The sequence below is a fragment of the Pseudomonas sp. 478 genome, from assembly GCF_003254125.1.
Lineage (GTDB): Bacteria > Pseudomonadota > Gammaproteobacteria > Pseudomonadales > Pseudomonadaceae > Aquipseudomonas.
In genome coordinates, this window is the sequence record NZ_QKZG01000002.1 from 169,813 (window position 1) to 195,591 (window position 25,779).

The following is a 25,779-nucleotide window of genomic DNA, read 5'->3' on the forward strand; positions in this document are numbered from 1 at the left end:
CTTGCGGCGTTGTTCAGCGAGGGTTATTTAAATGGCGTCAAAATCAAACGATGGAACATAGCCTGCGCCGAGCAGATATGGACATTTCGATAATACAAAATCATCACTCAACAAATCATCCGAACTTTTATACCTGTTCGTGAAAACCCCTGTGATATTTAAAAGCGTATGCGACAAGGAGGATATGCTGATTTTCTGACTCTCTCGCTCCTTCAACTTTAAAAGCTTGAGCGATTGCTGGCTCGAAACATTATCAGACGCCCAGATAAATGCCGAAACCGGGAGATCATGTTTATTGCCAATGCCATGACCCAAGAGCCCGCGACTGTCATCCATCATGTTTTCACCATGATCCGATGAATAAAACAAGACAGATGGTTTTTTGCTTGACTTCAACTGATCAATAAGGGTGCCCAATAGCCAGTCCGTATACAAAATACTATTGTCATATTCTGCAGTAATCTTGTCTTTGAAGCTGTTTGTTGACGGCTTGAACTTAACGAAACTTTCCGGGTATCGGCGTGAATACTCGAAATGACTACCCTTGACATGAATAAATATGGCTTTCTTTTGTGTATCGCTTTTATTTAGTATCTTTTCATATTCTGAAATCAATGCTCCATCATAGCTTCTCTCAAAATATTGACGGTATTGTGCCTCTGCGGCTATTTGTGGAATTATCCCGCCAAAACTATCAACCTCTTGCACAGACAACCAATAGGTCATGTACCCGGCCGCGCGATATATACCCACCAATGATTTTGTCGACGCAATGGCGTCCCAATCCGATATAGGCTCAAGGCTCAGCATTGAAGGAACCGCAAACGAGGTATAGGGGGCTGTCGTGCAGATCTGATTAAACTTGAAAAGCCCTGCCTGCTTACCGAGATTCGGGGTTGTTTCCTTGTTATAACCGTAGAGGGACCAGTTCTGCGGCCGTGATGACTCACCGATGACAAAAACAATGGTTTCTATATTTGATTGATCCGACATACTGGTTATTTTTACATCCGATTCCCGACGGCGCTTGATAAGGTTCTCCGTCCCCAAATACAGGTTTGCAGTCAGGGCAACTTGTGACAAATAACCTACTGGCGTGCTTTGGTCTTTTGCAAAGAGATCCATGACTGCAGATTTCCCGAAAGAATTAAGTTTAACGGTTTTATAAAAATACGCCCCATACCCCACTACCAAGGCGCTAACAACTAAAATAAAAATACCTTTGTTTTTATATAACTCGCGCTTATGCAGGCCTATTAATCCAGCCCCATAGCACAACATGAAAATCACCAAAACGACACTGATGGGCTGCCAATAGGTCGGCAGAAACTCGCTGGCTTCCTGGTAGTTTGTCAAGCCAATAAACATATAGGCAGCTGTTAATCTCGAGTTGAAATTCAACACCAAAAAGAGATCAATAGCGGCTACCAAATAGAACGGCAGCAGAATAATGTGGACCTTGAATTGACTGGATGAAACAAATCTAATTACCAAAAGCCACAACACCGACATACCAAAGGTATAAACGACCAATAAATCAATTTTAGAGTATTGATAGTTTGCCAGCGTTCTAACAATCAACGGTGATAGCAGAAAGGACCACAATACTAAATTTGGCCATTCTGCTTTAACTACTCTTAATGAGTAATCGATAATTTTGGCAGGATTTTTCATTTGATAATTATCCTCGCAGGATGCCCAAATGCCTCTTCAGAGGGTAGCTTCAATTGGCGCGCTCGCTGAATCGTATTCGAAATATTCTCTCCTTTGGCGTTCCAGACGTCGCGAGTCGCAAGGCTTGGCACTCCTCACACGTGGCATTGCGGGGCAAATGAAGAAGCTGCCCGCGACCTGCCTTGATGGCCGACTACAATCAAGTTCGACTGGCAGTAGCTTGCACAGCGATAGTGCCCAGGAAATCGGAGATCAGGATGAAATTTTTGGTGGTGGGTGGCGCGGGTTATATCGGCTCGCACATGGTGAAGCAGCTACTGAGTTCAGGTCACGATCTTGTGGTGGCAGACAATTTCTCAACGGGTTATCGCAGCGCGTTGAGGGGCGGGACATTGGTCGAACTGGACATAGCCGACAAACAGGCGATGGATGCCCTGTTTGCGGGACACCACTTTGATGCCGTGTTCCACTTCGCCTCCTTTATACAGGTGGGCGAATCCGTCGCTGAACCTGCCAAGTACTATCAAAACAACTTCGCCGCCACCCTGACGCTGCTCCAGGCGATGGTTCGCGCCAGGGTTAAAAACTTCATTTTTTCCTCGAGCGCCGCCGTCTACGGTGACCCGGTGTATGTACCGATCGACGAGGAGCATCCCAAGGCCGCGATCAACCCTTATGGACGCAGCAAGTGGATGGTGGAGCAGATGCTTGAAGATTTCGACCGCGCCTATGGGCTCAAATCGGTCTGCCTGCGCTACTTCAATGCCGCCGGAGCAGACCCTGAAGGACAGTTAGGTGAACGCCATGAACCGGAAACCCACCTGCTGCCCCTCATCCTGCAAGCAGCCTCCGGACGGCGCGCCACCATCACCGTCTATGGCCGTGATTACGATACGCCTGACGGCACTTGCATTCGCGACTACGTCCACGTGGTCGACCTCGTTGCCGCTCACGCGCTGGCCGTGGATTATCTGCTGGCAGGAGGTGCAAGCACGGCGTTCAACCTTGGTAACGGTCAAGGTTTCTCAGTACAGCAAGTGATAGATACCGCGCGCTATGTGACCGGCCAGGATATCTCTGTCAGCGAAGCGCCACGTCGCGCGGGCGATCCACCACGCCTTGTGGCCGATCCCCGCAGGGCCAACACATTACTGGGTTGGCAACCGCAATTTGACTCACTTGAACAGATAGTGGCGCACGCCTGGAGCTGGGAGCAGAAGTACCCTTGGCACTGACCGTCGGCGCTAGCCAATAGCGCCGACTTCCTGCGGGTGATGCTCTAGTAGTAAGAGCGATTTTCGGGTTCGGCTTTGTTCAACACCGTGCCAATCAGATTGGCTGTCCCAAGATGATGCAGGCTTTCCTCGATCTCTTTCCTGCTGTTCAATCCGTTAGCGACAACGAGCAGGACGCAGTCGAACCTGGGCAGGACGTTAATCACATCATCGGAACTCAACAACGGCGGCAAGTCGAAAATCACGATGCGTGAGTTGTAGCGCTCGCGCAGATCAGCAATCAAATAGCTTACTGCAGGCGATGACAACACCTCGGTGGAAAGAGGAATCGGCTCACGCGTCGGCAGAACCACAAAGCGCGGCAAGGTCGGATTGACCAATACTTCTTGCAGTTCGGCTTCATCTGCCAACAATTCATTAAGCGATTTATCCATCGGCAGACCCAGGTACTCACCCACCTTCGGACGACGCAAGTCGAAGTCCACCAGTAACGCCGTCTTGGTCGTGTGATGCGCGATACTCATCGCCAGGTTTATAGCCAACACCGTCTTGCCTGCCTCTGGAGTCGGCGAGGTGATGGCGAGCGTGCGCCAGCCATTTTCCTCCATGATTTTTAGAACTTGTGTACGCAGTAGATCGAATGCCCCGCTCATTCTCGAATTTTTGTTGTAAGCCACAATGCGGTTGCGCTCAAGGTGATCTGGCCGCAAAGGTACAACCTTGGTTTGCACATAACTGAGTGCATTCAGACCTGTGGACTGCGCGGTCGGCGTCATGGCTTTTGACGAGGTCTGTTGCTCGGTTTTTTCGGTATCGGGATTGAACATTTCCATGGCTATATTCCTTACGCAAACCGGCCCAGAGCTTTAAACATCAGAAGATCCAGAGGCATGTAGAGGAAGTGCAGGAGCACCAGAAAGATCGCGATTGTCGCGACTCCAATGACGATCAATAGCATTCGCCACTTCCTGCGGCGTGCCAGTTCAGCCTTGGTGTGAATGTAGGGAATGGAAACCAATACGCGTCTACCCAGCACGCTGGCCAAGGCCTGGGCACCGCGCACACGCTGACTCATCATCTCGAGGAGCATCACCAGCGCGCCAGCACCCACCGGGGCAAGCAAGAAACCCATGGCAACCACTTTTTTACGGTTCGGCCGTACCGGCTTCTCGGGCATCAGCGGCGACTCCAGAAGAACAAAACGCTCGGCTTTGTTTTCCTGCTCCAGGCTTTCGGAAATTTTCGCACTCATTTCCTTCGTGCGAATCTCCTCATATTTTTTACGAGCATTATCATGGTCACGCATCACCGTGACCAAGCCGCGCTCGACTTGCGGCGTCTCAATAATTTGCGCCTCGTATTCGGCTATTTTTCCAAGTATTTGCTGCTTTTGATCGGCCAGCGACTTGATACGTGCTTCCGCTGCGGTGATCCGCGCCTGGGCCTTGGCAACGTCCAGATTGACCGAAGCCGCTGCACCGGCACCTTTGCCAGCCTCAAGTGCAGCAATTTTGCGTTTGACGGCACGCACGTCGGGGTGAGCTTGCGTATACAGCGACTGCAACCGGGTGTACTCAGCTTTGAGGCTAGCGAGATCCTGTGGTTTATCAACTGCCGCACCGGGTGTTCCAGGCTTGGTCGCTAGCCCGGCATTCGCGGCGGAAAGCTCCAGCTCATTGAAGCGCAAGTCTTCACGGGCAGTTTTGTAGTCACGGTCGACCTCTTTAAGCTCGGTTTCGGCGCGCGTCAACATATTCATGCGCAGCTCTTGATGCTCGGGCAATGCGTTGCTATGTGCCTGCTTGAAGTCCGCCAACCGGTTCTCAAGGGCTTCCAGTTCCACCCTGAGTTTGTCCGCCTCCTGCGTCAGGAACTCGGTCGTCTCACTGGCGCGTTCGGTGCGCTGCTTGATGTTTTCATCCAGAAACAGCGTCACCAGCTCCTTGGCAACTTTGTTCGCAATCTCGGGCTCCCTGTGTTCAAAGGAAAGACGGAAAGCAATCGTCACCTCTCCGCGCCCCTTGACGGCAGCACTGACCAGCGAGACCACAATCGCATTTCGCATTTCTTCGATCTTCTCGCTAACGCTCAGTTGCCGGCTTTGCGAAGCAAAAAGATTGTATTTGTCGATGATCCCTTCCAGATGATCACGGGTCATCACGCGCTGGCGAATAACTTCGATGCGCTCATCGGCAAAGGTATTGTTGTTGGCCGCCACCAGGTCTGGCGAAATCTGTTGAGACTCCACCAGAATCGTGCCGGATGACTCATAGGTCGGCGGGAGAGAGATCGCTACTGCTATGCACACGCCGAGTATGACCACGAAACTCACGATCAACAGCAGGGCGTGGTGCTTGATGATAGCTAGGTAGTCGTTGAACGACATTTCGTATTCAGTGGCCATATTTCTCACGCAGCTGAATTTCAGAGACCGGGATAACTATAGGTCAACGTCAGCCCGACGACGTTTGCAGTGGCATCCGGCAAGCCATCTTGCTGGCGTTGTTTGTATGTGTAGGATAGGCGTGCAATCCAAAAAGGCGAGAGTTCTTGGCTAAACCAGGCACTGTAATTTCGCAGGGTATTCGGCGTCCGGCCTTTGGCATCTTGCCAGGAGGCATCGAAACCGGTGCGCCGGGTCTCGTCGACTGCATAGCTCCATGTCCCCCTCAGGGCATCAACCTCGACGAAACCGCCGTCCCCACTGGCGAGAGTGCTACGACTGGCGTCGATGCTGGTATCAATACGCTCACCGGCATATTGCAACAATAAACCGCCCTGGCCTTTAGGGCCGCTACCTGTGCCGGAGACTTGGTTGAGACCGGCGTAGGCCGTCCCCTTAAGCCGCTCGGAGAATTGAACATTCAAGCCGACCGTGGGGGTGTAGCTGTTCGAGGAAGCCACTGCGGAGCCCTTTTCCGGCTCATAGCGCCTCACGCCCAAACGGGTGAACAGCTCGACCTGCTCACTCCATGCATAGTTCAAGCTGAAGCGGGTTGCCAGCTCGTCATAGTTGGTCAGAGAAGCAACATCGTAAGTGACATGAGTGTAGTCAGTCTCGTTAACCAGGGTACTTCGCTCGCTGAGAGCAGTGCTCCAGTTGCCGCCCACCAAATACATCTTTTGCGTGCCATCGGAAGCAACTACGCCGGTTTCCTGAACCACCGTGGAAAGCGTAGAGTTTTCTTCATATCTCGCCGTAAGTCCAAAAGCACCCGTTTCGGTCGCGCGCTGCCACCCTAGCTTTACCCTGGGATCTTCACGGTCCGAAACGACGGACGTATCCGAAGAACGCACGATATTTACCCCCAGACCGAACTGGAACTCATCCCGTCCGGAAGTACCCACAAGGCTGTAATCGGGGGCGATGATGGTGCGAGTCACCCCTTTCTCATCACTCGTGAGCAGCAGTGGATTGCTGTCGTACTCGACCGTCGAAGGCACTGCTATAGCTGATTGCCAAGTAGCAGCATAGGCCATGTCCGAACACGACAAAGCCAGGATTGCCGTCGCGATCCCGGTCGTTCGAAATTCAAGCAAGATAGTCCTTAGTGCCTCGCGCAAGGCTAAGGCACGACCAGCGTATCGCCGGCTTCAAGTTTATAATTGGTGGACATGTCATCCCCCGACATCAACTTGCTGTAGTTGACGTGCAGGATCTCTTGTCTAGCCCCATTGAGTCGCACGACCTTAATGTCGTCTTTATCGGCGAATTTGTCGAGCCCACCCGCCATGCTTATTACCTGCAGCACTGACGTATGACCGGACATATGCACGGTGCCAGGCTTCAGCACTTTGCCCTGGACGTAGACGACATTACCTTCGGTGCCGGTGACGACAACGCTCACCTGCGGATCAGGTATGAATTTCTCAAGCTTGGCAGCGATTTGCTGCTCGACAGCGGTGGTGTCAAGCCCCTCAACATCGACTCGCCCTACCAGCGGGAAGGTAATGCTGCCATTGGGGAGTACACGTACATCCTGTTTGAGCTTGTCTTCGCCCCAAACGGAAATGGAAAGGTTATCTCCCTGATTCAGCCGGTATGCCCCGTCCTTTTCGACGGCATTGGAAATGCTGGGCCAAACGGCCAGCGCGCACAGCACAGGTATCAATGAACGGAACATCGGGATCCCTCCGTCTAAGTAGCCATGCAAGGAGTTTAGAACAAAAAAACCTAGTCAAATGACTCTAGCCTATTTCCCGCCAAAGAAACTAAAACAGCAATCACGTTGAGCTTGCGGGCGGTCAATTCCGCCAATGCAACACACCCGAAACCTGAACGTTAGTGCAAAACAGCAGAATCGTGTTATTTAACAATAGGTTGGAGCGAGCAAATCACCTTCGACGTATTTCGCGCCAATATTAACGACATCATGCCTGTTTTAACCGGCTCAAGCGCGCCACTGTCACCTTGACGATGGCTACGTTTGCCTGCGCAACTAACTGATATCAACAATTACATCGCAACAGACATCATCCGCAAAAACTATATATAAAGCTGTGTATCTACCCAGCCACCAGAGTGACCGTCTAAACACCTTATTTCCAAAAACGGTAACAACCCGCTATATCTTCCGTCGGTTGGCGACCACAATAAAACCTAACAACGCAGAAGAAAATAACCAGGCTGCCGCAGAAAGCGGTACTGCATTGGGTTGGTTGATATCAGATACCCCAACCAGACTTTTATCCTGGAGAGAGGAATCAATTTTGAATTTCTTATTATCAACCGCCGCCATTAATCCGTCACGGGAAGAAGAGTTGACGGATACATCCACGCCAGAGTCAGCGTGATGATTGACACTGTTAGCTTTCGCAGAAGGGGCATCTTCGACATAAATATCAGTGGTCAATGAAGGCAAGCCAAGGCCCTTTCCAAAAGTAAGCAGTGCGCCACCCGCGTGATCTTTGAGAGCACTACAAAGTTGAGGCCCTAACTCCTCGCAAGCGCTGCTTATGCGACTAATTTCATAGGCCAAACTGGTCGCCTGAGCACTAGCAACGGCTGCACCATTCAGGATCACAGACAACAACACAAATTTAATGACAAGTGTTGAGCGCATAACACCGCCTCCTTGCGCAGGGGGTTATTCTTTTGTCGGTTGAAGGAATCTTTATCGGCTAAATTGAGCCTATAAGCACATCGCTATTACGTCAATGGTCCGTCACAATAATAAATCGAAATTTCATTTTAGGGGGGTGGCGTCAAAATAACGCCACAACAAGCACGTCAGTCCCGTGAATTCTATCCATGTGAAAAAGCTTCACGCCTGGACGTCGGTTCGCACCAGGATGCTGGCCCACGCCCCGGCGCAGCGCCCTCCACCGGGCAACGAAGCACCTTGGCAATGGCATGGGTTCGATCGACGACGCCTGTAAAGGTGGAGTGTCTCGGCGACTTTCTGAAAGTACCTGGCGGTCGAGAGTTTTTGACGCATGAAGACGGCATGGCAGGTAAAGGCTCCCCGTGCATTCTCAGCCCTGGAACACTGTGGAAGTCTCGGCGCTGCGCCAGGAACCCTGCTCAACCTCCCTGGCACCCACGCCGAGCCGATCAATGCAATGCGCGCAAAAGGCATCGCGATTGAATACCGGATGAATGACTGACCATTACTTCGGTTGCGCCACCGTACGCAAATAAGGTTTCACCGTCTTGAAGCCATCCGGGTACTTCTTCCTGGCGTCGTCGTCGGATACCGACGTAGGAATGATCACGTCCTCTCCCGGACGCCAGTTCACCGGTGTGGCAACCGTGTGCTTGGCGTTTAACTGGATAGCATCGAGCAGGCGTAACACTTCATTGAAATTGCGCCCGGCACTCATCGGGTAGACCAGCATCGCCTTGATCTTTTTATCCGGGCCGACAATGAACACTGAACGCACCGTGGCGTTGTCCACGGCAGTACGAGCGCCGCCACTGGCGTTCGGGTGAATCATGTCGTAGAGCTTGGCCACCACCAGATTCTCGTCGCCGATCATGGGGTAGTTGACCGCATGGCCCTGGGTTTCTTCGATGTCTTTGGCCCAGGTCTGATGGTTACCGACCGGGTCGACGCTGAGACCGACAATCTTGGTGTTGCGTTTGTCGAACTCCGGCTTGAGCCCGGCCATATAGCCAAGTTCAGTGGTGCAGACCGGGGTGAAGTCCTTCGGATGTGAGAACAGGATGGCCCACTTGTCGCCAATCCATTCATGGAAATGGAGCGTGCCTTCGGTGGTTTCGGCGGTGAAATCCGGTGCTTCGTCGCCAATTCGAATGGTCATGTGCGTTTTCCTCGCTGTGAAGGGTAGGGAAACTCTCGGAACGGACCAGTATAGGAGACCTTGAAGACTTCGTTTTTCACCCCCGCCGAAGGGCTGGCATCAGCGGTACATGCTCGGACCTGTCGTGAAGCTGTTCACTTAAGCTCGGTGTTTTCAGGCACACACATGTGTGGCTATCGGCTGCACACCGATTTTTAAGAGACGAAAACTTCATCCACAAATGCTGCCTATACTGCATTCCGGGGTCGATAGGGAAAACGGACAACACCACCAAGCACTCAGCCTGTCAGATTGAGGTCATGGAAGTTGACGCCGAGCCGTCAGGAAATGCACAAAGTGGCCCCTGCTCTGACGCTGCGCGAGTGAACCGCCGGACGCCTGGTTGATGAGGAGTATTTCAATCGGACACAACCCAGAAGACGTAAGGGATTGCCTCCTGCCGGCAGTGCTTGCGTATGATTTTTTCCGAATTCTGCGGGTTCCCCAATCCAACGGCCCCGATTGTCTGCGCTAAGGACCTGACAGATGAATGTGATCGAATATTTTGATCGAGTAAGAATCATCAATATCTCGTCAAGAACGGATCGCCGTTTAGAAACAGTCGAAGAATTCACTCGCAACGGCTTTCACATTGATGATGAAAAAATAGGCTTTTTTGAAGCTGTTACACCCAGTGAGGGAAATGGTTTCCCCAGCGTCGGGGTCCGAGGCTGCTTTTTGAGTCATCTGGGGGTGCTGGAAGAGGCAATGCGCCTGAATTTGAACAATATCTTGATCCTGGAAGACGACATACAGTTTTCCAGACACATTTCTCAATATGGCAAAGAGGCCATCGAGTCCCTGGAAGGTATGGAGTGGGACATCGTCTATTTCGGGCATCCGTTTGAAGAAAATTCAAACATGCCCGCTTGGAAAGCAGTCGACCGGCCAATATATTTAGCCCATTTCTATGCTGTAAACGGGAAATGCTTTGGGAGATTGAGGGATTTCTTGTTCCAGATTCTGGAGCGGCCGCCGGGACATCCTGACGGAGGTCCGATGCATTATGACGCTGCTCTCAATACGCTTATTCATAAGAATAAAGAAATTTCCGCTTACTATTTCACCTGGAATTGTGGCTATCAAAGGCCCTCGCGGACGGACCTGCATGAGCTTTCCATCCTTGACAGGGTGCCCCTCCTGCGGCCGGTAATGGGCATGCTCAGGAAGTTAAAGGCAAAAAACCTGAGAAGAACCCGATAGTTTTCTCTCTTCAGGGAAGGTCTGAAGTACCCAATGCCTGACGTAATCCGCCCGGCACGGCGCAGGAGCCGTGCCGGAGATTTTGGCGGACTGCCCTCGTCATTTGCGCGCCAACTTGTACCGGACGCACTCCTCGTAAAAGCTCTCGCGCAGGGCCGCGGGTTTCATCCGCGAATGACTGTCATAGGTCTGCTCGGTAATGCCCATCGCCATCATGTGCATCCATGGCTTGCTGAATTTGTAGGTATGTAACTTCTGCCGCGCTGCATACAGTGAAACCCCGGACAGCTTGAGTTCCTGGGCTCTCGCCGCAGTACCTGCGCCCCAGCTGCAAATGTAACGATCATTCGATGCCAGCTCTTTGGCCTGGACAGAGGCGGCAACGCTCGCCAGGCCTAACGAAATCAGCGCAACCATCACATTCCGCATTTGCATTCGATCCTAACTAACTGAAAATAAATTGATTCTGGTCAAAAGTTTCAGTCTTCGGGGCCAGCAAAATGCCTTAAGTGCGCTATAGCCTGTTTTCTCCGTGTTCTTACGGACGTTTCTTGCGCCAATTCAATCCTTTGCTATAGCTAATGCTCTTCTCCCGCCAACGAATGAGGCAACGGAATGTCAGTCGCAAAGAAAATGACCGTAGGGCAACTGACGATGTTGACCGCCGTCAACATGTTGGGCTCCGGCATTGTGCTACTCCCCACTAAGCTTGCAGAAGTCGGCGGTATTTCCATCCTTTCCTGGCTGATCACGGCTACCGGCTCCCTGGCGCTGGCCTATGCCTTTGCACGCTGCGGGATGCTCAGCCGAAAGACCGGGGGCATGGGCGGCTATGCTGAATACACTTTCGGCAAGGCGGGCAACTACATCACGAACTACACCTATGGCCTCTCGCTGTTGATTGCCAACGTAGCGATCAGTATTACGGCGGTCGGCTATATCCAGGAGCTGTTCCATGTTGAACTGGATTCACTGCAAGTGGGTCTGGCGACCATCGCTCTGTTGTGGATCACCACATTCGCCAACTTCGGCGGCGCGCGGATTACCGGCCGGATCGGTGCGGTTACGGTTTGGGGGGTGATTGCGCCGGTGGTGCTGGTATCCACCATTGGCTGGTTCTGGTTCGACAGCAGTGTCTACGCCGCCGGCTGGAACCCCCACAACATGGGCTGGTTAGAAGCCGCAGGTGCGTCGGTGGCGATCACCTTATGGGCATTCCTCGGCCTGGAGTCGGCGTGCGCCAACACTGATGCCGTAGAAAATCCGGAAAGGAACGTACCCATTGCGGTACTTGGCGGCACCCTCGGCGCGGCGGTGATCTACATCGCCTCCACCAACGTCATCGCCGGTATCGTCGGCAACCCGGAACTGGCCTCCTCCACTGCACCGTTCGGGCTGGTCTTTGCCAAGATGTTCACCCCTATGGTCGGCGACATTGTGATGGCTGCGATGATCCTCGCGTGCATCGGTTCGCTGCTGGGCTGGCAATTCACCATCGCTCAGGTCTACAAAAGCTCAGCGGACACCGGTTACTTCCTGTCGATCTTTGCCAAGTCCAACAAGGCCGGAACACCCATCATCGGCATGCTGGTGCTGCTGGCCGTGCAGACGGCGCTGGCTTTACTCACCATCAGCCCAGACCTGAGCAAGCAGTTCGACACTCTCGTCAACCTCGCGGTGGTCACCAATCTGGTGCCCTACATCCTCTCCATGGCCGCGTTGATGACCATTCAAAAGGTATCAAACGTTCCGGCGGGCTCGGCGCTGATAACCAACATCATTGCGTGGGTGGCGGCGGCTTACAGCTACCTGGCGCTGTACAGTTCGGGCGCACAGGCACTGATGCTCGGCGGCGTGGCAACGATCTTTGGTTACACGCTGTTTGGCTTCGTCAACAACCGCCTGATCCGCCTCGAAGCGCTTAATAACAGCGTACCGACACAGACCGTCAGCGCTCAGCACCTCATGGGTAAGCCGGTGCCGGTCAATAACTTGCAAGCAGTGACCGTGGAGGCTCAATTATGACGGAATATAGACAAACACTCGGGATGCTCGCGCTATTGGTCAGCAGCCTGCCAGACAAGCGCACCGTCTTCGGACGCGCCCTGACGCAGTTGGTCAATGATGTAGAAGAACGCGCCGTTCACGTGCTGGCGTCGGAAACCCTGAGCGACGCCACGTCGATCCTGTGTTCGGACCCGGCCATTCAATGCGTGCTGCTCAGCTGGGAGATGGACAAAAGCGAAGGCCATGAGGAATGCATCAAACTGCTCGTCAGCCTGCGCGAACGCAACACCCGGGTGCCGGTTTTCCTGATTAGCGACCGCAGCACCGCGTCGAGCATTCCGCTGGTGGTCATGCAACACGCCGATGACTTCATCTGGCTGCCCGAGGACACCAGCCGCTTCCTCAGCGGGCGCATCCTGGCGGCCATCGAACGTTATCGACAAGCCGCGCTGCCCCCCATGTTCGGGGCGCTGGTAAAGTTTTCCCGCACTTATGAATACTCGTGGCACACCCCTGGACATGCCGGCGGCACAGCGTTTTTGAAGAGTACCGCGGGGCGCGCCTTCTACGAGTTTTTCGGCGAGAACCTGCTGCGTTCGGACCTGTCGATTTCGGTCGGTGAACTCGGTTCGTTGCTCGATCACAGCGGCCCCATCGGCCAGGGCGAGCGCTACGCCGCCAAAGTGTTCGGCGCCCATCGCACCTATTACGTCACCAACGGCTCGTCGATGTCCAACCGCGTCATCCTCATGGCCAGCGTCACGCGCAATCAGATTGCCCTGTGTGACCGCAACTGCCACAAGTCCGCCGAACATGCGATGACCCTGTCCGGTGCCATCCCGACCTATCTGGTGCCGACCCGCAATCGCTACGGCATCATCGGCCCGATCCTCCCGCAAACCCTGAGCGCCAGCGGCGTGAAAGACGCCATCGCCAGTAACCCGCTGGTCAAGCAAGGCATCGACCCGACCCCCGTCCACGCGATCATCACCAACTCCACCTACGACGGCCTGACCTACAACGTCACCCGCGTCGAAGAGTTGCTGGGGCAAAGCGTCGATCGTCTGCATTTCGATGAAGCCTGGTACGGATATGCGCGTTTCAATCCGCTGTACCGCGAGCGCCACGCCATGCACGGCAGCCCGGACGATCACGACGACTCGAAGCCGACCGTGTTCGCCACCCAGTCGACCCACAAGTTGCTGGCCGCCCTCTCCCAGGCCTCGATGATTCACGTGCGTAACGGCCGCAACCCGATCGATCACGGGCGCTTTAACGAGTCGTACATGATGCACGCCTCGACTTCGCCGAACTACGCGATCATGGCTTCGTGCGACGTCAGCTCGGCAATGATGGAAGCGCCCAGCGGGCAAATCCTCACCACCGAATCAATCGAAGAAGCCATCAGTTTCCGCCAGGTCGTCTCGCGCATGCACAACGAGATGTTGAGCAAGGAGGAGTGGTTCTTTACCTGCTGGCAGCCGCCGACCGTGCAGGTTGGCGCGGCCACCGTGCCGTTCCATGAAGTCGACCCGGTGCTTTTGAAAACCGAGCCGAACTGCTGGGTACTGCACCCCAACGCGGTATGGCACGGCTTCGGTGACATCGAAGAAGGCTACTGCATGCTCGACCCGATCAAGGTCTCGGTGCTCAGCCCCGGCATGGGCGACGACGGCAACCTGCTCGACTCGGGCATCCCGGCTTGTGTGCTCACGGCCTACCTGGGACGTCAGGGCATCGTGGTCGAGAAAACCACCGACTTCACCATTCTGTTCCTGTTCTCTATCGGTATCACCAAAGGCAAATGGGGCACCTTGCTCAATGCCCTGCTCGACTTCAAACGCGACTATGACGACAACGTCGAACTGGAACTGTGCCTGCCGGATCTGCTGGCCGCCAACCAGGCTCGCTATGCTGGCCTGGGCCTCAAGGACCTGGCCGACGAAATCTTCGCCGCCATGAAGAAACATAAAACCACCGCCAACATGGCCCAGGCGTTCGGCACACTGCCCAAAGCCGAATTCAGCCCGGTGGAGGCCTACGAAAAACTGGTCAGAAACGACATCGAACGGGTGATACTCGAAGAAGCCGCCGGACGCGTCGTGGCGACCGGGATCGTGCCGTATCCGCCGGGCATTCCATTGCTGATGCCGGGTGAAAACGCCGGGCCTGCGGACGGGCCGTTGCTGGCCTATCTCAAGGCGCTGGAAGCCTTCGACAAATCCTTCCCGGGCTTTACCCATGACACCCATGGGATCGAAAGCGAGGGCGGAGTTTATAGCTTGCTGGTGTTGAAATGAGCTAGCGCCTGTACGTACTGCGAAGTAAAAAAAACGGGCGCCCTGAAGGTGCCCGTTTTTACATGTCTTTTCCTGAGCAGGTAATCCATCGGGTTTAAACCCCTTGCATTGCGTCCCGGCAACGATGATGGCTGGCTGGTTTACCAATCCTGAACCCAAGGCGATACCCGGATCCAGCGTCGCCAAGCGTCGAATCATGATGCCAACCCGCAAGAAACCTCAACACTGCCTGCAGTCAACCTGATCAAGGCGTTGAGCAGTGGTGAACGGCGCGTCCTTATGACTGGATTCGATTCCCCTTGAAAGCCTCACGCCGTGCGTTTCGTTCTTCGATGTAGGCGGCGCTCGGCTCGCTGATCAGCTCTTCACGGCGCAAGAGTTCGCCGCAATGTTCGCAAAGCGGCCCTAGCCCGGCGGGTTGGCCACAGGTTTTGTGGGTATAAACGACCGCCAACTCCTCCTCCGGCGACTTGCACCAGGTTTCTCCCCACGCGCGCAGTGCAAGCACCACCGAATAGAAGGCCTGCCCTTTCTGGGTAAGGTGATATTCGTAGCGTGGCGGCCGCTCGTTGTAAGGACGGCGTGCGACGAGTCCGTCAGCCTCCATACTCTTCAGGCGTGCGGCGATCATTTGCGGAGTTCCTCCGGTCTGCGCCTGGATCTCGTCGAATCGATGGCTCCCCATGAACAACTCACGCAGGACCAATACGGTCCAGCGGTCACCCACGACCGCCTCAGCCCGCGCAATCGGGCACAGGGTTTGCGCAGCACTTGTGTTTACCGACATAAGGACTTGCCTCTTTTGCAGTTGCTATGATTATCATATCTAAAGCGTGCCTGGGCAAGCCCTCGGCGCGAGTCATCCAAAATCCCTGGAGAAAACCGCCATGCCCAAAGCCATTTATCCCCTTAACAGAACCGCATACCTGCTGGTCGATCCTTACAATGATTTCCTGTCGGAAGGCGGAAAGGTCTACCCCTTGATCGAGCCGATTGCCGAGCAAGTCGGCCTGCTCGAGAACCTGCGCGCCCTCGACCGCGTCGTGCGTGCACTGGATATTGCGGTGGTCATCGTACCGCACCGCCGTTGGGAGCAAGGCGACTACGAAGGCTGGGATCATCCAAGCCCTACCCAGTGCAAGGTCATGCACATGCATCACTTCGCACGCGGAGAATGGGGCGGCGAATGGCACCCCGATTTCGCGCCAAAGGATGGCGACATCGTCGTTCAGGAACATTGGGGCTCGAGCGGCTTTGCCAATACCGACCTTGATTTTCGCCTCAAGCAGAAAGGCATCACGCACGTGATCATCGTTGGCCTGCTGGCGAATACCTGCATCGAGGCAACCGCGCGCTATGCCGTGGAACTCGGTTACCACGTCACACTGGTGCGTGATGCGACCGCTGCCTTCAAACCGGAAATGATGCATGCCGCGCATGAACTCAACGGTCCCACGTTCGCCCACGCCATTGTGGCGACGGACGAGCTGATCGCGTCCCTGGCGCAGCAGGGGTAACACACATGAAATTGACTGGACACCTCATTATCGGCGCAAACGAAGTCCCGGCCACTGAAGGGACGATGAAGGCGCTCAACCCCGCAACCAACCAGTTGATCGAGCCGGTTTTCGCATTCGGTGGCGTGGCGGAAGTCGACCAGGCGGCGACGCTCGCCGACGAAGCATTCGACCATTACAGCCATACCTCGCTCACCCGGCGCGCGGCGTTCCTGGAAAGCATTGCCGACAATCTCGACGCTGTCCGTCATGAGCTTGCCGCACGGGCCGCGCTCGAAACGGGCCTGCCTGAGGCTCAGCTTGAGGGCGAAGCGGCAAAAGCCGCCACCCAGTTTCGCCAATTCGCGGAGGTCGTACGCAAAGGACGCTTCCTCCAGTTGGCCATCGATCCGGCACAGCCACATCGTCAACCCCGCCCACGCATGGATCATCGACTTCAGAAAATGGCGATCGGCCCAGTGGCTATTTTCGGTGCGAGCAATTTTCCCATTTCGTATTCGGTCGCAGGAGGCGACACCGCTTCGGCGCTGGCAGCCGGTGCGACCGTCATCGTGAAGGCGCATAACGCCCATCCAGGCGCATCAGAAATTCAGGCGCGTGCCATCCGCAAGGCGGTGCAAGAGAATGGACTGCCCGAGGGGGTTTTCTCGATGGTACGTGGCAGCGGCAACACGATTGGCGAAGCCTTGGTCGATCATCCGTTGATCAAGGCTGTGACGTTCACCGGCTCGGAGCATGGCGGCATGGCGCTGTACCGGCGTGCGCAGCAACGCCCCGACCCCATTCCCGTGTTCACCGAGATGACCAGCGTCAACCCCACGTTCATCCTGCCCCATGCACTGGCCGCACGTGGAGCGCAAATCGGTGATGGCTTTATCGAACGCATGCTGGTCAATGTGGGGCAAGCCTGCCTCAGGCCAGCCATCCTCTTCGCCATTAAAGGGGCTGGCTATGAAGCGCTGCGCGCCGCCATGGTCAAGCGCGTCACCGAAGCATCGGCGCGCACCATGCTGACGCCGGGTATTCATGCGTCCTACTCGAGCGGCCTCGCGGCAATGGAGAGCGTTGGTGCAAATCGTGTCGCCGAAGGCTCGCCAGCCAACGCTGATTTTGATGGCCAGTCGGTGTTGCATGAGGTCGACGGCCAACGCTTCCTGACCGAAACGGTACTTGCGCAAGAAGTATTCGGTCCTTCAGCACTGCTGGTGAACGTCGAGGATGAGGATGAACTGCTCGCCGTCGCTCGCTCGCTCAAGGGCCAGCTCAGCGCCGCCATGCATCTCGATGAGCGCGACATGCCACTGGCTCATCGTATGCTGCCGGTCCTGGAGCGGCGCACCGGGCGAATCGTGGTCAACGCCTTCGCGCATCCTCAGGAGGTGTCTTTCGCCACTATCCACGGTGGACCGTTTCCGGCCACGTCGGACAGCCGCTTCACCTCGGTGGGCATGACGTCGATTGAACGCTTTTTGCGCCCGGTGTCCTACCAGGGTTTTCCTGATGCGCTATTGCCTGAGTCATTGCGCGAGTTTGATCCCTTGGGGCTGCCTCGCCTCGTCGACGGCCAATAAAAGCCATCCTTGAAACAGTCTTTGCCAACCCGCCCGGTGGCGCCCGCTCGTTGAGCGGGCCCGCCGGATATGTCCGCGGACTCAGCCCTTGGCCGCCATCGCGGTGACTTCCACGCGCATGCCTTCAACCGCCAGGGAGGCCACGCCAACGGCGGCCCGAACCGGCCAGGGCTTGGCGAAGAAGCGCTGGTAGACCTCGTTGAAGGCGGCGCGGTCGGCCATGTCGGTGAGGTAGATGGTCAGATGCAGAACCCGGTCCATGGAACTGCCGGCGTGCTCCAGCGCTACCTTGAGCGCATGCAGGGTGCATTCGCTTTGCAGGGCGATGTCGCCCAATTCCAGACTGCCATCGGTGCGGGTAGGGATCTGAGTGGAGACCAGCAAGCCGCCGAAACCGGCGACATCGGAGGAGATGGATTGCGGATCGGGGTCGGGAAGAAAGGTGATGTCGTGGTTTGCCATGGGTGTCTCTTGTTTGAGGGGGTAAAGGGGCTGTCGAGTATATAGCGGCTGGAAAACCCAGTGTGGAGCGCCCCGTTTGATAGCGATATCTTCAGGCTTGAGACACCAATGCTTGTGTAGTCAAAACACGCCAGGAAAAGCTCATTCCAGTAACGAGACCAGGCGCGGTTCAATTGAGGTCTCAAACACCTCAAGCAGAGCCAGCGTCACCGGCAGCTTGAAGCGCCGGCGTCCCGCGCTGCCGGGATTGAGGTGTAGCCGTTCGCCGCGCCATTCTATGCGGGGCTTGTGCGAATGGCCGGTGATCACCAGCTTGATGCCGGCATCAAGTACGCCTGGGAGATCGGCACTGTCGTGTACCAGCAAGGTCTGCCATCCGTTCAAATCGAAACATAGGCAGTCGGCGAGATTTTCCGCCCAAGGGGCGTCCAGGTCATTGTTGCCGCGGACCACGTGCAGCGGGGCTATTGACGCCAGTTGATCGAGAATTTCGGGATTGCCAATGTCGCCCGCATGAATAATCCGTTCACAACCCTGCAGTGCAGCAAGGGCTTCGGCGCGGAGCAAGCCATGGGTATCGGAAATCACGCCCACTTTCATGCAACGCTCCAGACCCGGTTCATGCATCGGTACCTATTCCTCAAAGCGACCCGTGGCATCACGATCGCGCTCGTATCGTCTCGCGAGCGGAAACGGCGGCAACCAGGACTCGCGACGCACGATCCAGCTTTCGTAGGTTGGCATCAGTTGGTCTGGGGCATCCAGGGATCCCAGGTTCACTTCGATTTCGTCGTCGGTGCGGGCAAAAACGGACGAGCCGCAGCGGGGACAGAAAAACCGCCCGGCGTAGTCGCGTGTTTCACCTTCGATCGTCACCGCACGTTGAGGGAATATCGCAGAAGCATGAAAAAGCGCCCCATGATGCTTGCGGCAGTCGAGACAGTGACAAAGGCCGACCCGATACGGGAGTCCCGACGCCTCAATCCGGACGTTGCCGCACAGGCAACCCCCCGTAAATCGCTGCATGCTGCGTCTCCTCTGAAATCAAGCGGTCGGAACGTGATGAAGCCTATACCCAGCGTGCCCCGTTCGCCAGAAGGGCAAAAACCCTATGGGCAAACCGGATTGCAGCACTCTATGATTGAACCCCATGACCACCACGCCTGCGATCCGCCAACCCTGCCCGCCCGGCGCCTGCGACTGCGGGCGTGACCCGCTGCTGGAAACACCGGGGGCGGACGTGCGCATTCTGTTTCTGACCCGCTCGGAGGAAAAGCGCCTGATCGAACGCCTGGAAAACCTCCAGAGCCTGAGTGATCTGGAACGTCTGCAACAGCGGATGTATGAGCAGTTGGGCATCCGCGTCGACATTGCCCCCGGTTTCAACGAAGTACGCACCATGCGCGGTATCGGTATCAACCTTGGCGAACAACCGGGGCTATGCCGCAAAACCCGTCAGTCGATCCCGGCCGCGATTCGTCGCGCACTGGAGAAGCGCCCGGAGATTGCCTACGCGCTGCTCAACGCCAACGACCTGTTGCGCGATGCGTGAACATCGTCCTCGAAGCACCTGAAAAATTCGTTGCTTGCAACGAAACAGGATCAGCGGTCATACGCAGAGTCTTGGCCGCTGCTATGCCTTCTCATGGGAGCAGTGGTTTCAAGCCAGTCAGGGATGAAGCTGGACACTCAAGCGTGACCGTGGTCCCGGCACCCGCCAGGCGTGCGCGAAGAACAACAGGTGCCAATCCGTAGCAGGAGGTGGCCAATGTTATTCATAGTCAGTTGGTCTATCAGTTCGGCAAATCGTAACAGCGCGATCGAGCGTTTCCTCAAGACCGGGGGAGCTCCACCCGCTGGTGTCAAAATGCTGGGACGCTGGCACGCCATCGGTGGTGCGTCCGGTTTTGGCGTGGCAGAGGCCGGTGATCCGGCAGCCATTCAGAAGTGGGTGCTGGAATGGAGCGACCTCATGACCATGGAAGTCCAGGCGGCACTGACCGATGAACAGATAGCGCCGCTGCTGGCAGCCGCTGTCGGCAAGCAATAGTCGTTGAGGCGGCGAGCCAGGCTCGCCGCCTCATGCCCCCCCCCCGCGATTCGAACAACACATTCCCTATAATCGATCCAGGCACAGGTTGAGGACTTCGCCTGGTTGAAATGTCAGCGATCATCTGAATCCACGACCGCAGCGACGGCCAATTCAAATACAAGGACCAGGATTGGGGCTTCGGCGCGAATGTGGGGGGCATCTATGCCCCGCAACCCGGCACCCGCATCGGCCTGGCCTACACAGCAAGGTCGATCTGGAGTTCGAGAATGGGCTGGACGTCAAAGGCGACGGGCCCGCTCTGAATCGTCTGGACGGCCTGAACACCCGACTCGACATGACCGTGCCGCAAACTGCAACGCTGAGCCTGTTCCAGCAACTCGACCCGCAATGGGCCCTGCTGGCCTCGGTCAATTGGCAGGACTGGTCAGAGTTTGGCGACATCGCGGTGCAAGTCGACACCACCGCGTTTGGCGCTCAATCGACGACGGTCGACGCCCATTTCAAAGACACCTGGCAACTGGCACTCGGCGCGCAGTATCAAGCCACGCCGCAACTGTTATGGAACGTCGGTGTAGCGTATGACAGCAGCGCCGTTTCGGACGCAAACCGAATTTTTACCGTGCCAATGGGAGAATCCTGGCGCATTGCGGCCGGAGCCACCTATGCTCTGAACAAGGTCACCGACATCAATGTCAGCTGGGCCATGGTTTGGTTGGGCGATATGCCGGTGGACCAGACCAGGTCCACGTCGGGTATTCGAACTTCCGGTCAGTTTGACAATGCCTGGATTCAAGCCGTGACCGGCAATATGACCTGGCGTTTCTGATGCCCTGCTACCGAAAAAAATGACTTAACCCATGGAGCAAACACCACTATGAATCTGTCCCGAAAACTGTTTATTGGCGCTGCGCTGACCAGTCTGCTGCTCGGCGGTTGCACCTCGAAAGTCACCGAGCGTGAGCAGTATTCCGGCTTCCTGTCCAACTACAACAACTTGCAGCAGGTCACCACCACCAGCGGCGAAACCGCCATGCGCTGGGTGAGCCCGTCCTGGAATCCAGATGCCTATAACACCGTGGCGTTCAATAAGCTGGAGCTTTACCCGGCGCCCAAACCCAATGAGCGGGTTAACAAGCAAACCCTGGACGAGTTGCAGAGCTACATGACCAGTAAGGCCAAAGGTGTACTGGGGCAGAAATATCGGGTGGTATCGAGCGCAAAATCAGCGCCAGCCGGTTCAAAAACCTTGATCATGCGCGCGGCGATCACCGGGGTGAGTGCCGAAAACGAAGGCATGAAGTGGTATGAAGTGGTGCCGGTTGCCGCCGTCGTGGGGGGTGTTTCCGCTGCCAGTGGTCACCGCGATCAGGACACTACCCTGTTCATCGAGGCCGAGTTTATCGACGCCAGCAACAACCAGACCGTGGCCAAAGTCGTGCGCAAAGTCTTTGGCACCACACTGGAAAATGCCAGCCAGAAGATCACCACCAAGGATTTCAAAGTGGCGATCGACAAGCTGACCAGTGACCTACAGGCATTTATCAAATAGCTTGTTGCAGGAGCACGGCTTGCCGGCGATGGCGCCCTTGAGAACGCCATCGCCGGCAAGCCGTGCTCCTGCAAGGGCGTACATGGCTATTTTTTCATCCCGACCCGCCGCCGCATCTCGGCGGTGATCGACTGCCGGGTTTTCTTCAAATCCTTCCACGGCTCGTCGCCGACTTCGGCCACGCGCTCATGCAGGGTGTGGATGTTCCACTGATTGCCGCCCTTGAGCTCGGCCACCTCCTCGCGAAAGATCGGTACCGACACCGGCAGCCCTTCACGGGTGCGCACGGCGTAGGCGCAGATGGTCGTGGCACCGAGGCCGTTGCGCAGGTAATCGATGAAGATCCGCCCGACCCGGTTCTTCGGTCCCGACACGGCGGAAAAACGCTCCGGCAGCAACTTGGCCATATGGCTGACAATCGCGTGGCTGAAGTCTTTCACCTCATCCCAACCCAGCTTGCGAGTCAGTGGCACCACCAGGTGAATCCCTTTGCCACCGCTGGTCTTGAGAAACGCCTTGAGCCCCAGTTCATCGAGTACCGAGAGGGTCAGTTGAGTCGCCTCGACCATGCTTTTCCAGGGCAGCGCCGGGTCCGGGTCGAGGTCAAGGACGAAGCGGTCGGGTTTGTCGAGGTTGTCCGAGGTGGCGTTCCAGGTGTGCAACTCGACGGTACTCATCTGCACGGCGCCGATCAGGGCCTCGGCGTTGTTGATGATCATCACCGGTTGGCCGGTGAGTGCCTTGTCCAAGGTGGTGATCCCCGGAATGGCCAGGCGCTCGGCGTTCTTCTGGAAAAACAGTTCGCCGGCGATGCCGTCCGGGGCACGCACCAGCGCCACGGGCCGGTCCTTGAGCTCGGGCAAAATCCATTCGGCGACGCTGGCGTAATACTCCGCCAGTTGCACTTTGGTGGTGCCGCTGCTGGCGTCGATCACCCGGTCCGGGTGAGTGATGCGCACCTTGCCCTCGCCCAGGCCGATTTGTGAGGGCGCGGGCGCGGCTTTCTTTTTGTCAGGGGTGGAAGTTTTTCCGGCAGTGGTTTTTTTCGCGGCTGAAGTCTTCACGGCTTTCGGACGCTCCTCGGTAATGTCTTCGGCAGGCTTGTCGTCACGCAGGCCATGGAACACCGCATGACGGACTGAACCTTCTTTGGTCATTTCGGCAAAAGCGACCTCCGCCAGCAGCGTGGGCTTGAGCCAGTGCACACCCTTGGCGTCAAAACCGCTCGGCGGGTTGACCACTGAACTCTTTTTGGTCTGCAACGGTTTCAGTTGCTCGTAGATGCGCTTGAGCGTCGTCTCGTTGAACCCGGTGCCAACTTTGCCCGCGTAACGCAACTCACCGCTGTCGCGGTCATGCAATCCGAGCAGCAGCGCACCGAAGGCATTGCGCGAGCCTTTCGGGTCGGTGAAGCCGACAACCACAAATTCCTGCCGATGCTTGCACTTGAGCTTGATCCAGTCGCTGCTGCGCCGCGACACGTAAGGCGTGCCCAGACGCTTGCCGATCAGCCCTTCCATCTGCATTTGGCAGGCGCTGTTGAGCAGCGCTTCCGGTTCTTCGCTAAAGGCATCGGAGAAGCGCAGCAGCGGATCTTTGTTGGAGTTGAGTACGGTCGACAGCGCGACCCTTCGCTCCTCGACCGGCACCTCGCGCAAGTCCACGCCATTCAGGTAAGGCATGTCGAACAGGTAGTAGACGATGTTGCCGCTGCGGCCCGAGTCGAAGGCGTTTTGCAAGGCTTGAAAGTCCGGCACGCCCTGCTCGTCGGCGACCACCATTTCCCCGTCGAGCCAGGCGGACTCGAGACCCAGCGCCGCTAACGCCTCGGCTTGTCTGGGCAGTTTGTGGGTCCAGTCGTGGCCGTTGCGGGTGAACAGTTTGACGTCGTCGTGATCGATGCGCGCCATGATCCGATAGCCATCGAACTTGATCTCATAGCTCCACTCGCCGCCCGGGGCCTTTTCGACCAGCGTCGCCAGTTCCGGTTTGAGCAGCTCCGGCAACTTGGCTTTGCGGGCGCCCGTCAATGGCGCCGATTTTTCCTCCCGCGCCGGGGTGGCGGGTTTTTTGACGGCTTTGGGTTTGGCAGCGGTCTTCGGCTTTTTGGCAACGATGGTCCGGTCACTGAGCACGCTGTCGGGCTCGGCGGCGACCACGTCGTAATCGCTTTCGGGTTTGGCCGCTCCGTCCTGATGCTTGATCAGAAACCATTGCTCCTGCTTGCCTGGCAGGTGCGTGCGCACCAGGTTCCACAGGCCGCCAAGCTTCTCGCCCTTTAGCTCGAATTTGAGCTTGCCCTTGGCGTACGCCTCGGCCGGATCGCCTTGAGGAATCCACACCCCACGGTCCCAGACGATCACGTCGCCGGCACCATAATGCCCTTCGGGAATGCGGCCCTCGAAGGTGGCGTAATCCATCGGATGGTCCTCGACATGGACCGCCAGGCGCTTGACCTTGGGGTCCAGTGACGGGCCTTTGGGCACCGCCCAGCTTTTCAGCGCGCCATCGAGTTCCAGGCGAAAGTCGTAATGCAGGCGCGAGGCGTCGTGCTTCTGGATGCAGAACTGCAAGGCATGGTCTTTCGCGGTTTTTTTGCCCGAACGTTTACCGGCAGCCGGTTCAGAGGTCGCCGAGAAATCTCGCATGCGATTGTAATCGTCCAGGCTTCTGGTCATGGCGCACCTGCTGACGAGCTCACGGTGCCCCCGATGCCGGGGCCGATACGCGTGACAATCAGGGCAACGACGGCAATGCGTTCCACCCGCTGATAGCCAGGGGTCAACAGTTCTTCACCGAACACATCGGGGTCGATTTCGCGGTAGGTCCAGCCAAACATCGGCGATTCCAGACGCGGCGTCACCGCATCCAGAAACGGGTCGAGGCCATCGATCATCGCCACACCGGTGTACAGCACCAGCGAACCACCGGGGGCCAACCGATACAGGGCCTGCTCGACAATGCGCAACGACAATTGCGCGCCGAGCGCCCCGCCGCCATGTCGGTAAGCACGCTCGGCCGGGTCGGCCATGTAGGGCGGATTGGCGACGATCAGGTCGAATTGGCCGTCGACGTCTTGCAGCACGTCGCTGGCTTCGATGCTGACGTTAGCCACCTCGGCGAGGGCGACGTTGACCGCCGTCATGCGTAACGCCAACGGGTTGATGTCCACCGCCAGGACTTCCGCTTCCCGGCGTGCGCGGGCAATCACAATCGCCCCGACGCCCGCGCCGCAACCGATGTCCACGGCGCGCCTGATCGGCGCGAAGCTCTGTTGCAGATGGGCGTGAATCAACTGAGCAAAACGGTAGGTGTCGGGGCCGAAAAACACCGCGTCAGCGGCATCAGTGGGGTAACCCGAATGCACGAACAACAGGTCATCGAGGCTTGACCAGCGCACATGACTTTTCAGTCGACCATTGCATTCATCGAGGACGCCTGCCTGTTGCAACTGCCGCTGCTCATCCACCGACAACAGACCGGGCTCAAACGGCCGCGACCAGCCGAAGACTTCACGCAGGGTCCGGGCGCTTTGCCCGAAGGAGCGATCATTGACCCGCTGATGGGTCAGCGGCGTTGGCGTGATGAAACGGTAACCGTCGGCCTGCAAGCGGCGCCCCAGCTGCAACAACGCCAGATCGGCGGCGCCAAGGTGTTCTTCCTGATTCATTAAGGGCTCCCTATCGAAAACGGATGTGAGTTCGATGAACCGTCGCGTGGCCATCAGGCCAGCGGGGTGGGCGTGCCGATGGGCGGACAACCACGGAATCAAGACCTGCATTTGCTCGTCGGCGGCAAGCCCTTTAAGTGTAGCGTGCAGGCTTATCCGCTGAATCAGCACGTCTCTACATCAGCAGAGCGACACCCCCGGAAGAAAATTCCATCGGCGTTGAAATCGCCCGGAC

General features: G+C 56.5%; 24 protein-coding genes and 1 pseudogene. 11 read left to right on the plus strand and 14 right to left on the minus strand.

All coding sequences use genetic code 11. From position 1 onward, the window contains the following. Positions 1-27 precede the first annotated feature (27 nt). Complete coding sequence (locus DFS28_RS04380) at positions 28-1,674, minus strand: phosphoethanolamine transferase (protein ID WP_111448723.1); 1,647 nt, start codon at positions 1,672-1,674, stop codon at positions 28-30. A 257-nt stretch (positions 1,675-1,931) separates the two neighbouring features. Here DFS28_RS04380 and galE point away from each other — a divergent pair, with 257 nt between their 5' ends. After that, complete coding sequence (gene galE, locus DFS28_RS04385; protein ID WP_111448724.1) at positions 1,932-2,909, plus strand: UDP-glucose 4-epimerase GalE; 978 nt, start codon at positions 1,932-1,934, stop codon at positions 2,907-2,909. 44 nt (positions 2,910-2,953) lie between these two features. Here galE and DFS28_RS04390 read toward each other — a convergent pair whose 3' ends face one another. The 5 genes from DFS28_RS04390 to DFS28_RS04410 form a co-directional block, all read right to left on the minus strand. Beyond that, a complete protein-coding gene (locus DFS28_RS04390; RefSeq protein WP_256596809.1) occupies positions 2,954-3,685 on the minus strand; it encodes a CpsD/CapB family tyrosine-protein kinase in 732 nt (243 codons plus the stop codon). Positions 3,686-3,753: 68 nt separating this feature from the next. After that, positions 3,754-5,313: a lipopolysaccharide biosynthesis protein gene (locus tag DFS28_RS04395; protein ID WP_111448726.1), complete on the minus strand. Its 1,560-nt coding sequence runs from the start codon at positions 5,311-5,313 to the stop codon at positions 3,754-3,756. Between the two features lie 20 nt (positions 5,314-5,333). Continuing rightward, positions 5,334-6,389: a hypothetical protein gene (locus DFS28_RS04400; RefSeq protein ID WP_371922121.1), complete on the minus strand. Its 1,056-nt coding sequence runs from the start codon at positions 6,387-6,389 to the stop codon at positions 5,334-5,336. An 86-nt stretch (positions 6,390-6,475) separates the two neighbouring features. Next, the gene (locus DFS28_RS04405) at positions 6,476-7,033 is read right to left on the minus strand and encodes a polysaccharide biosynthesis/export family protein (RefSeq protein WP_111448727.1); all 558 of its coding nucleotides are present in this window, start codon (positions 7,031-7,033) and stop codon (positions 6,476-6,478) included. A 441-nt stretch (positions 7,034-7,474) separates the two neighbouring features. Further along, positions 7,475-7,972 carry a hypothetical protein gene (locus tag DFS28_RS04410; RefSeq protein WP_111448728.1) on the minus strand — a complete coding sequence of 166 codons (498 nt, stop codon included), beginning with the start codon at positions 7,970-7,972 and terminating at the stop codon, positions 7,475-7,477. A gap of 373 nt (positions 7,973-8,345) precedes the next feature. On the opposite strand from DFS28_RS04410, the gene DFS28_RS30495 reads away from it, so the two are divergent. Next, on the plus strand, positions 8,346-8,516 hold the full coding sequence (locus DFS28_RS30495) for a hypothetical protein (protein ID WP_158539663.1): 171 nt from the start codon (positions 8,346-8,348) through the stop codon (positions 8,514-8,516). Positions 8,517-8,519: 3 nt separating this feature from the next. Here the strand turns inward: DFS28_RS30495 and DFS28_RS04415 are convergent, their stop codons facing one another. After that, positions 8,520-9,173 carry a peroxiredoxin gene (locus DFS28_RS04415; protein WP_111448729.1) on the minus strand — a complete coding sequence of 218 codons (654 nt, stop codon included), beginning with the start codon at positions 9,171-9,173 and terminating at the stop codon, positions 8,520-8,522. Between the two features lie 525 nt (positions 9,174-9,698). Here DFS28_RS04415 and DFS28_RS04420 point away from each other — a divergent pair. Beyond that, positions 9,699-10,415: a glycosyltransferase family 25 protein gene (locus tag DFS28_RS04420; RefSeq protein ID WP_111448730.1), complete on the plus strand. Its 717-nt coding sequence runs from the start codon at positions 9,699-9,701 to the stop codon at positions 10,413-10,415. Between the two features lie 99 nt (positions 10,416-10,514). Here the strand turns inward: DFS28_RS04420 and DFS28_RS04425 are convergent, their stop codons facing one another. Further along, the gene (locus DFS28_RS04425) at positions 10,515-10,844 is read right to left on the minus strand and encodes a hypothetical protein (protein ID WP_008146735.1); all 330 of its coding nucleotides are present in this window, start codon (positions 10,842-10,844) and stop codon (positions 10,515-10,517) included. 186 nt (positions 10,845-11,030) lie between these two features. Between DFS28_RS04425 and potE the strand changes: the two genes are divergently transcribed. Beyond that, positions 11,031-12,440, plus strand: a complete 1,410-nt coding sequence (potE, locus tag DFS28_RS04430; protein ID WP_111448731.1) for a putrescine-ornithine antiporter — start codon at positions 11,031-11,033, stop codon at positions 12,438-12,440. Further along, entirely contained in the window at positions 12,437-14,722 is a 2,286-nt protein-coding gene (locus DFS28_RS04435) for an Orn/Lys/Arg decarboxylase N-terminal domain-containing protein (protein ID WP_111448732.1), read from the plus strand. The genes potE and DFS28_RS04435 overlap by 4 nt, the downstream gene beginning before the upstream one ends. A gap of 277 nt (positions 14,723-14,999) precedes the next feature. On the opposite strand, the gene DFS28_RS04440 is transcribed toward DFS28_RS04435, so the two are convergent. Further along, the gene (locus DFS28_RS04440) at positions 15,000-15,509 is read right to left on the minus strand and encodes a helix-turn-helix domain-containing protein (protein WP_111448733.1); all 510 of its coding nucleotides are present in this window, start codon (positions 15,507-15,509) and stop codon (positions 15,000-15,002) included. A gap of 100 nt (positions 15,510-15,609) precedes the next feature. Here DFS28_RS04440 and DFS28_RS04445 point away from each other — a divergent pair, with 100 nt between their 5' ends. Both DFS28_RS04445 and DFS28_RS04450 read left to right on the plus strand, forming a co-directional pair. Beyond that, positions 15,610-16,239 carry an isochorismatase family cysteine hydrolase gene (locus tag DFS28_RS04445; RefSeq protein ID WP_111448734.1) on the plus strand — a complete coding sequence of 210 codons (630 nt, stop codon included), beginning with the start codon at positions 15,610-15,612 and terminating at the stop codon, positions 16,237-16,239. A gap of 5 nt (positions 16,240-16,244) precedes the next feature. Next, positions 16,245-17,810, plus strand: a complete 1,566-nt coding sequence (locus DFS28_RS04450; protein WP_111448735.1) for an aldehyde dehydrogenase (NADP(+)) — start codon at positions 16,245-16,247, stop codon at positions 17,808-17,810. An 81-nt stretch (positions 17,811-17,891) separates the two neighbouring features. On the opposite strand, the gene DFS28_RS04455 is transcribed toward DFS28_RS04450, so the two are convergent. The 3 genes from DFS28_RS04455 to DFS28_RS04465 form a co-directional block, all read right to left on the minus strand. Further along, a complete protein-coding gene (locus DFS28_RS04455) occupies positions 17,892-18,272 on the minus strand; it encodes a RidA family protein (protein WP_111448736.1) in 381 nt (126 codons plus the stop codon). A gap of 141 nt (positions 18,273-18,413) precedes the next feature. Beyond that, positions 18,414-18,872: a metallophosphoesterase family protein gene (locus DFS28_RS04460; protein WP_111449114.1), complete on the minus strand. Its 459-nt coding sequence runs from the start codon at positions 18,870-18,872 to the stop codon at positions 18,414-18,416. A 33-nt stretch (positions 18,873-18,905) separates the two neighbouring features. Then, complete coding sequence (locus tag DFS28_RS04465) at positions 18,906-19,298, minus strand: GFA family protein (protein WP_111448737.1); 393 nt, start codon at positions 19,296-19,298, stop codon at positions 18,906-18,908. A gap of 124 nt (positions 19,299-19,422) precedes the next feature. On the opposite strand from DFS28_RS04465, the gene DFS28_RS04470 reads away from it, so the two are divergent. The 4 genes and pseudogenes from DFS28_RS04470 (at position 19,423) to DFS28_RS04485 (ending at position 21,874) form a co-directional block, all read left to right on the plus strand. Further along, a complete protein-coding gene (locus tag DFS28_RS04470) occupies positions 19,423-19,824 on the plus strand; it encodes a hypothetical protein (RefSeq protein ID WP_033053149.1) in 402 nt (133 codons plus the stop codon). A gap of 216 nt (positions 19,825-20,040) precedes the next feature. Next, entirely contained in the window at positions 20,041-20,322 is a 282-nt protein-coding gene (locus DFS28_RS04475; RefSeq protein WP_111448738.1) for a DUF3303 domain-containing protein, read from the plus strand. A 134-nt stretch (positions 20,323-20,456) separates the two neighbouring features. Beyond that, positions 20,457-21,151 (plus strand): annotated as a pseudogene (locus DFS28_RS04480) (OmpP1/FadL family transporter); the annotation flags it as partial. A 48-nt stretch (positions 21,152-21,199) separates the two neighbouring features. Further along, a complete protein-coding gene (locus DFS28_RS04485; protein WP_111448739.1) occupies positions 21,200-21,874 on the plus strand; it encodes a DUF3313 domain-containing protein in 675 nt (224 codons plus the stop codon). A gap of 86 nt (positions 21,875-21,960) precedes the next feature. Here the strand turns inward: DFS28_RS04485 and ligD are convergent, their stop codons facing one another. Further along, positions 21,961-24,552 (minus strand): DNA ligase D, encoded by a 2,592-nt coding sequence (gene ligD, locus DFS28_RS04490; protein ID WP_111448740.1) that lies wholly within the window; start codon positions 24,550-24,552, stop codon positions 21,961-21,963. After that, entirely contained in the window at positions 24,549-25,544 is a 996-nt protein-coding gene (locus tag DFS28_RS04495; RefSeq protein ID WP_111448741.1) for a class I SAM-dependent methyltransferase, read from the minus strand. The genes ligD and DFS28_RS04495 overlap by 4 nt, the downstream gene beginning before the upstream one ends. Between the last annotated feature and the right edge of the window lie 235 nt (positions 25,545-25,779).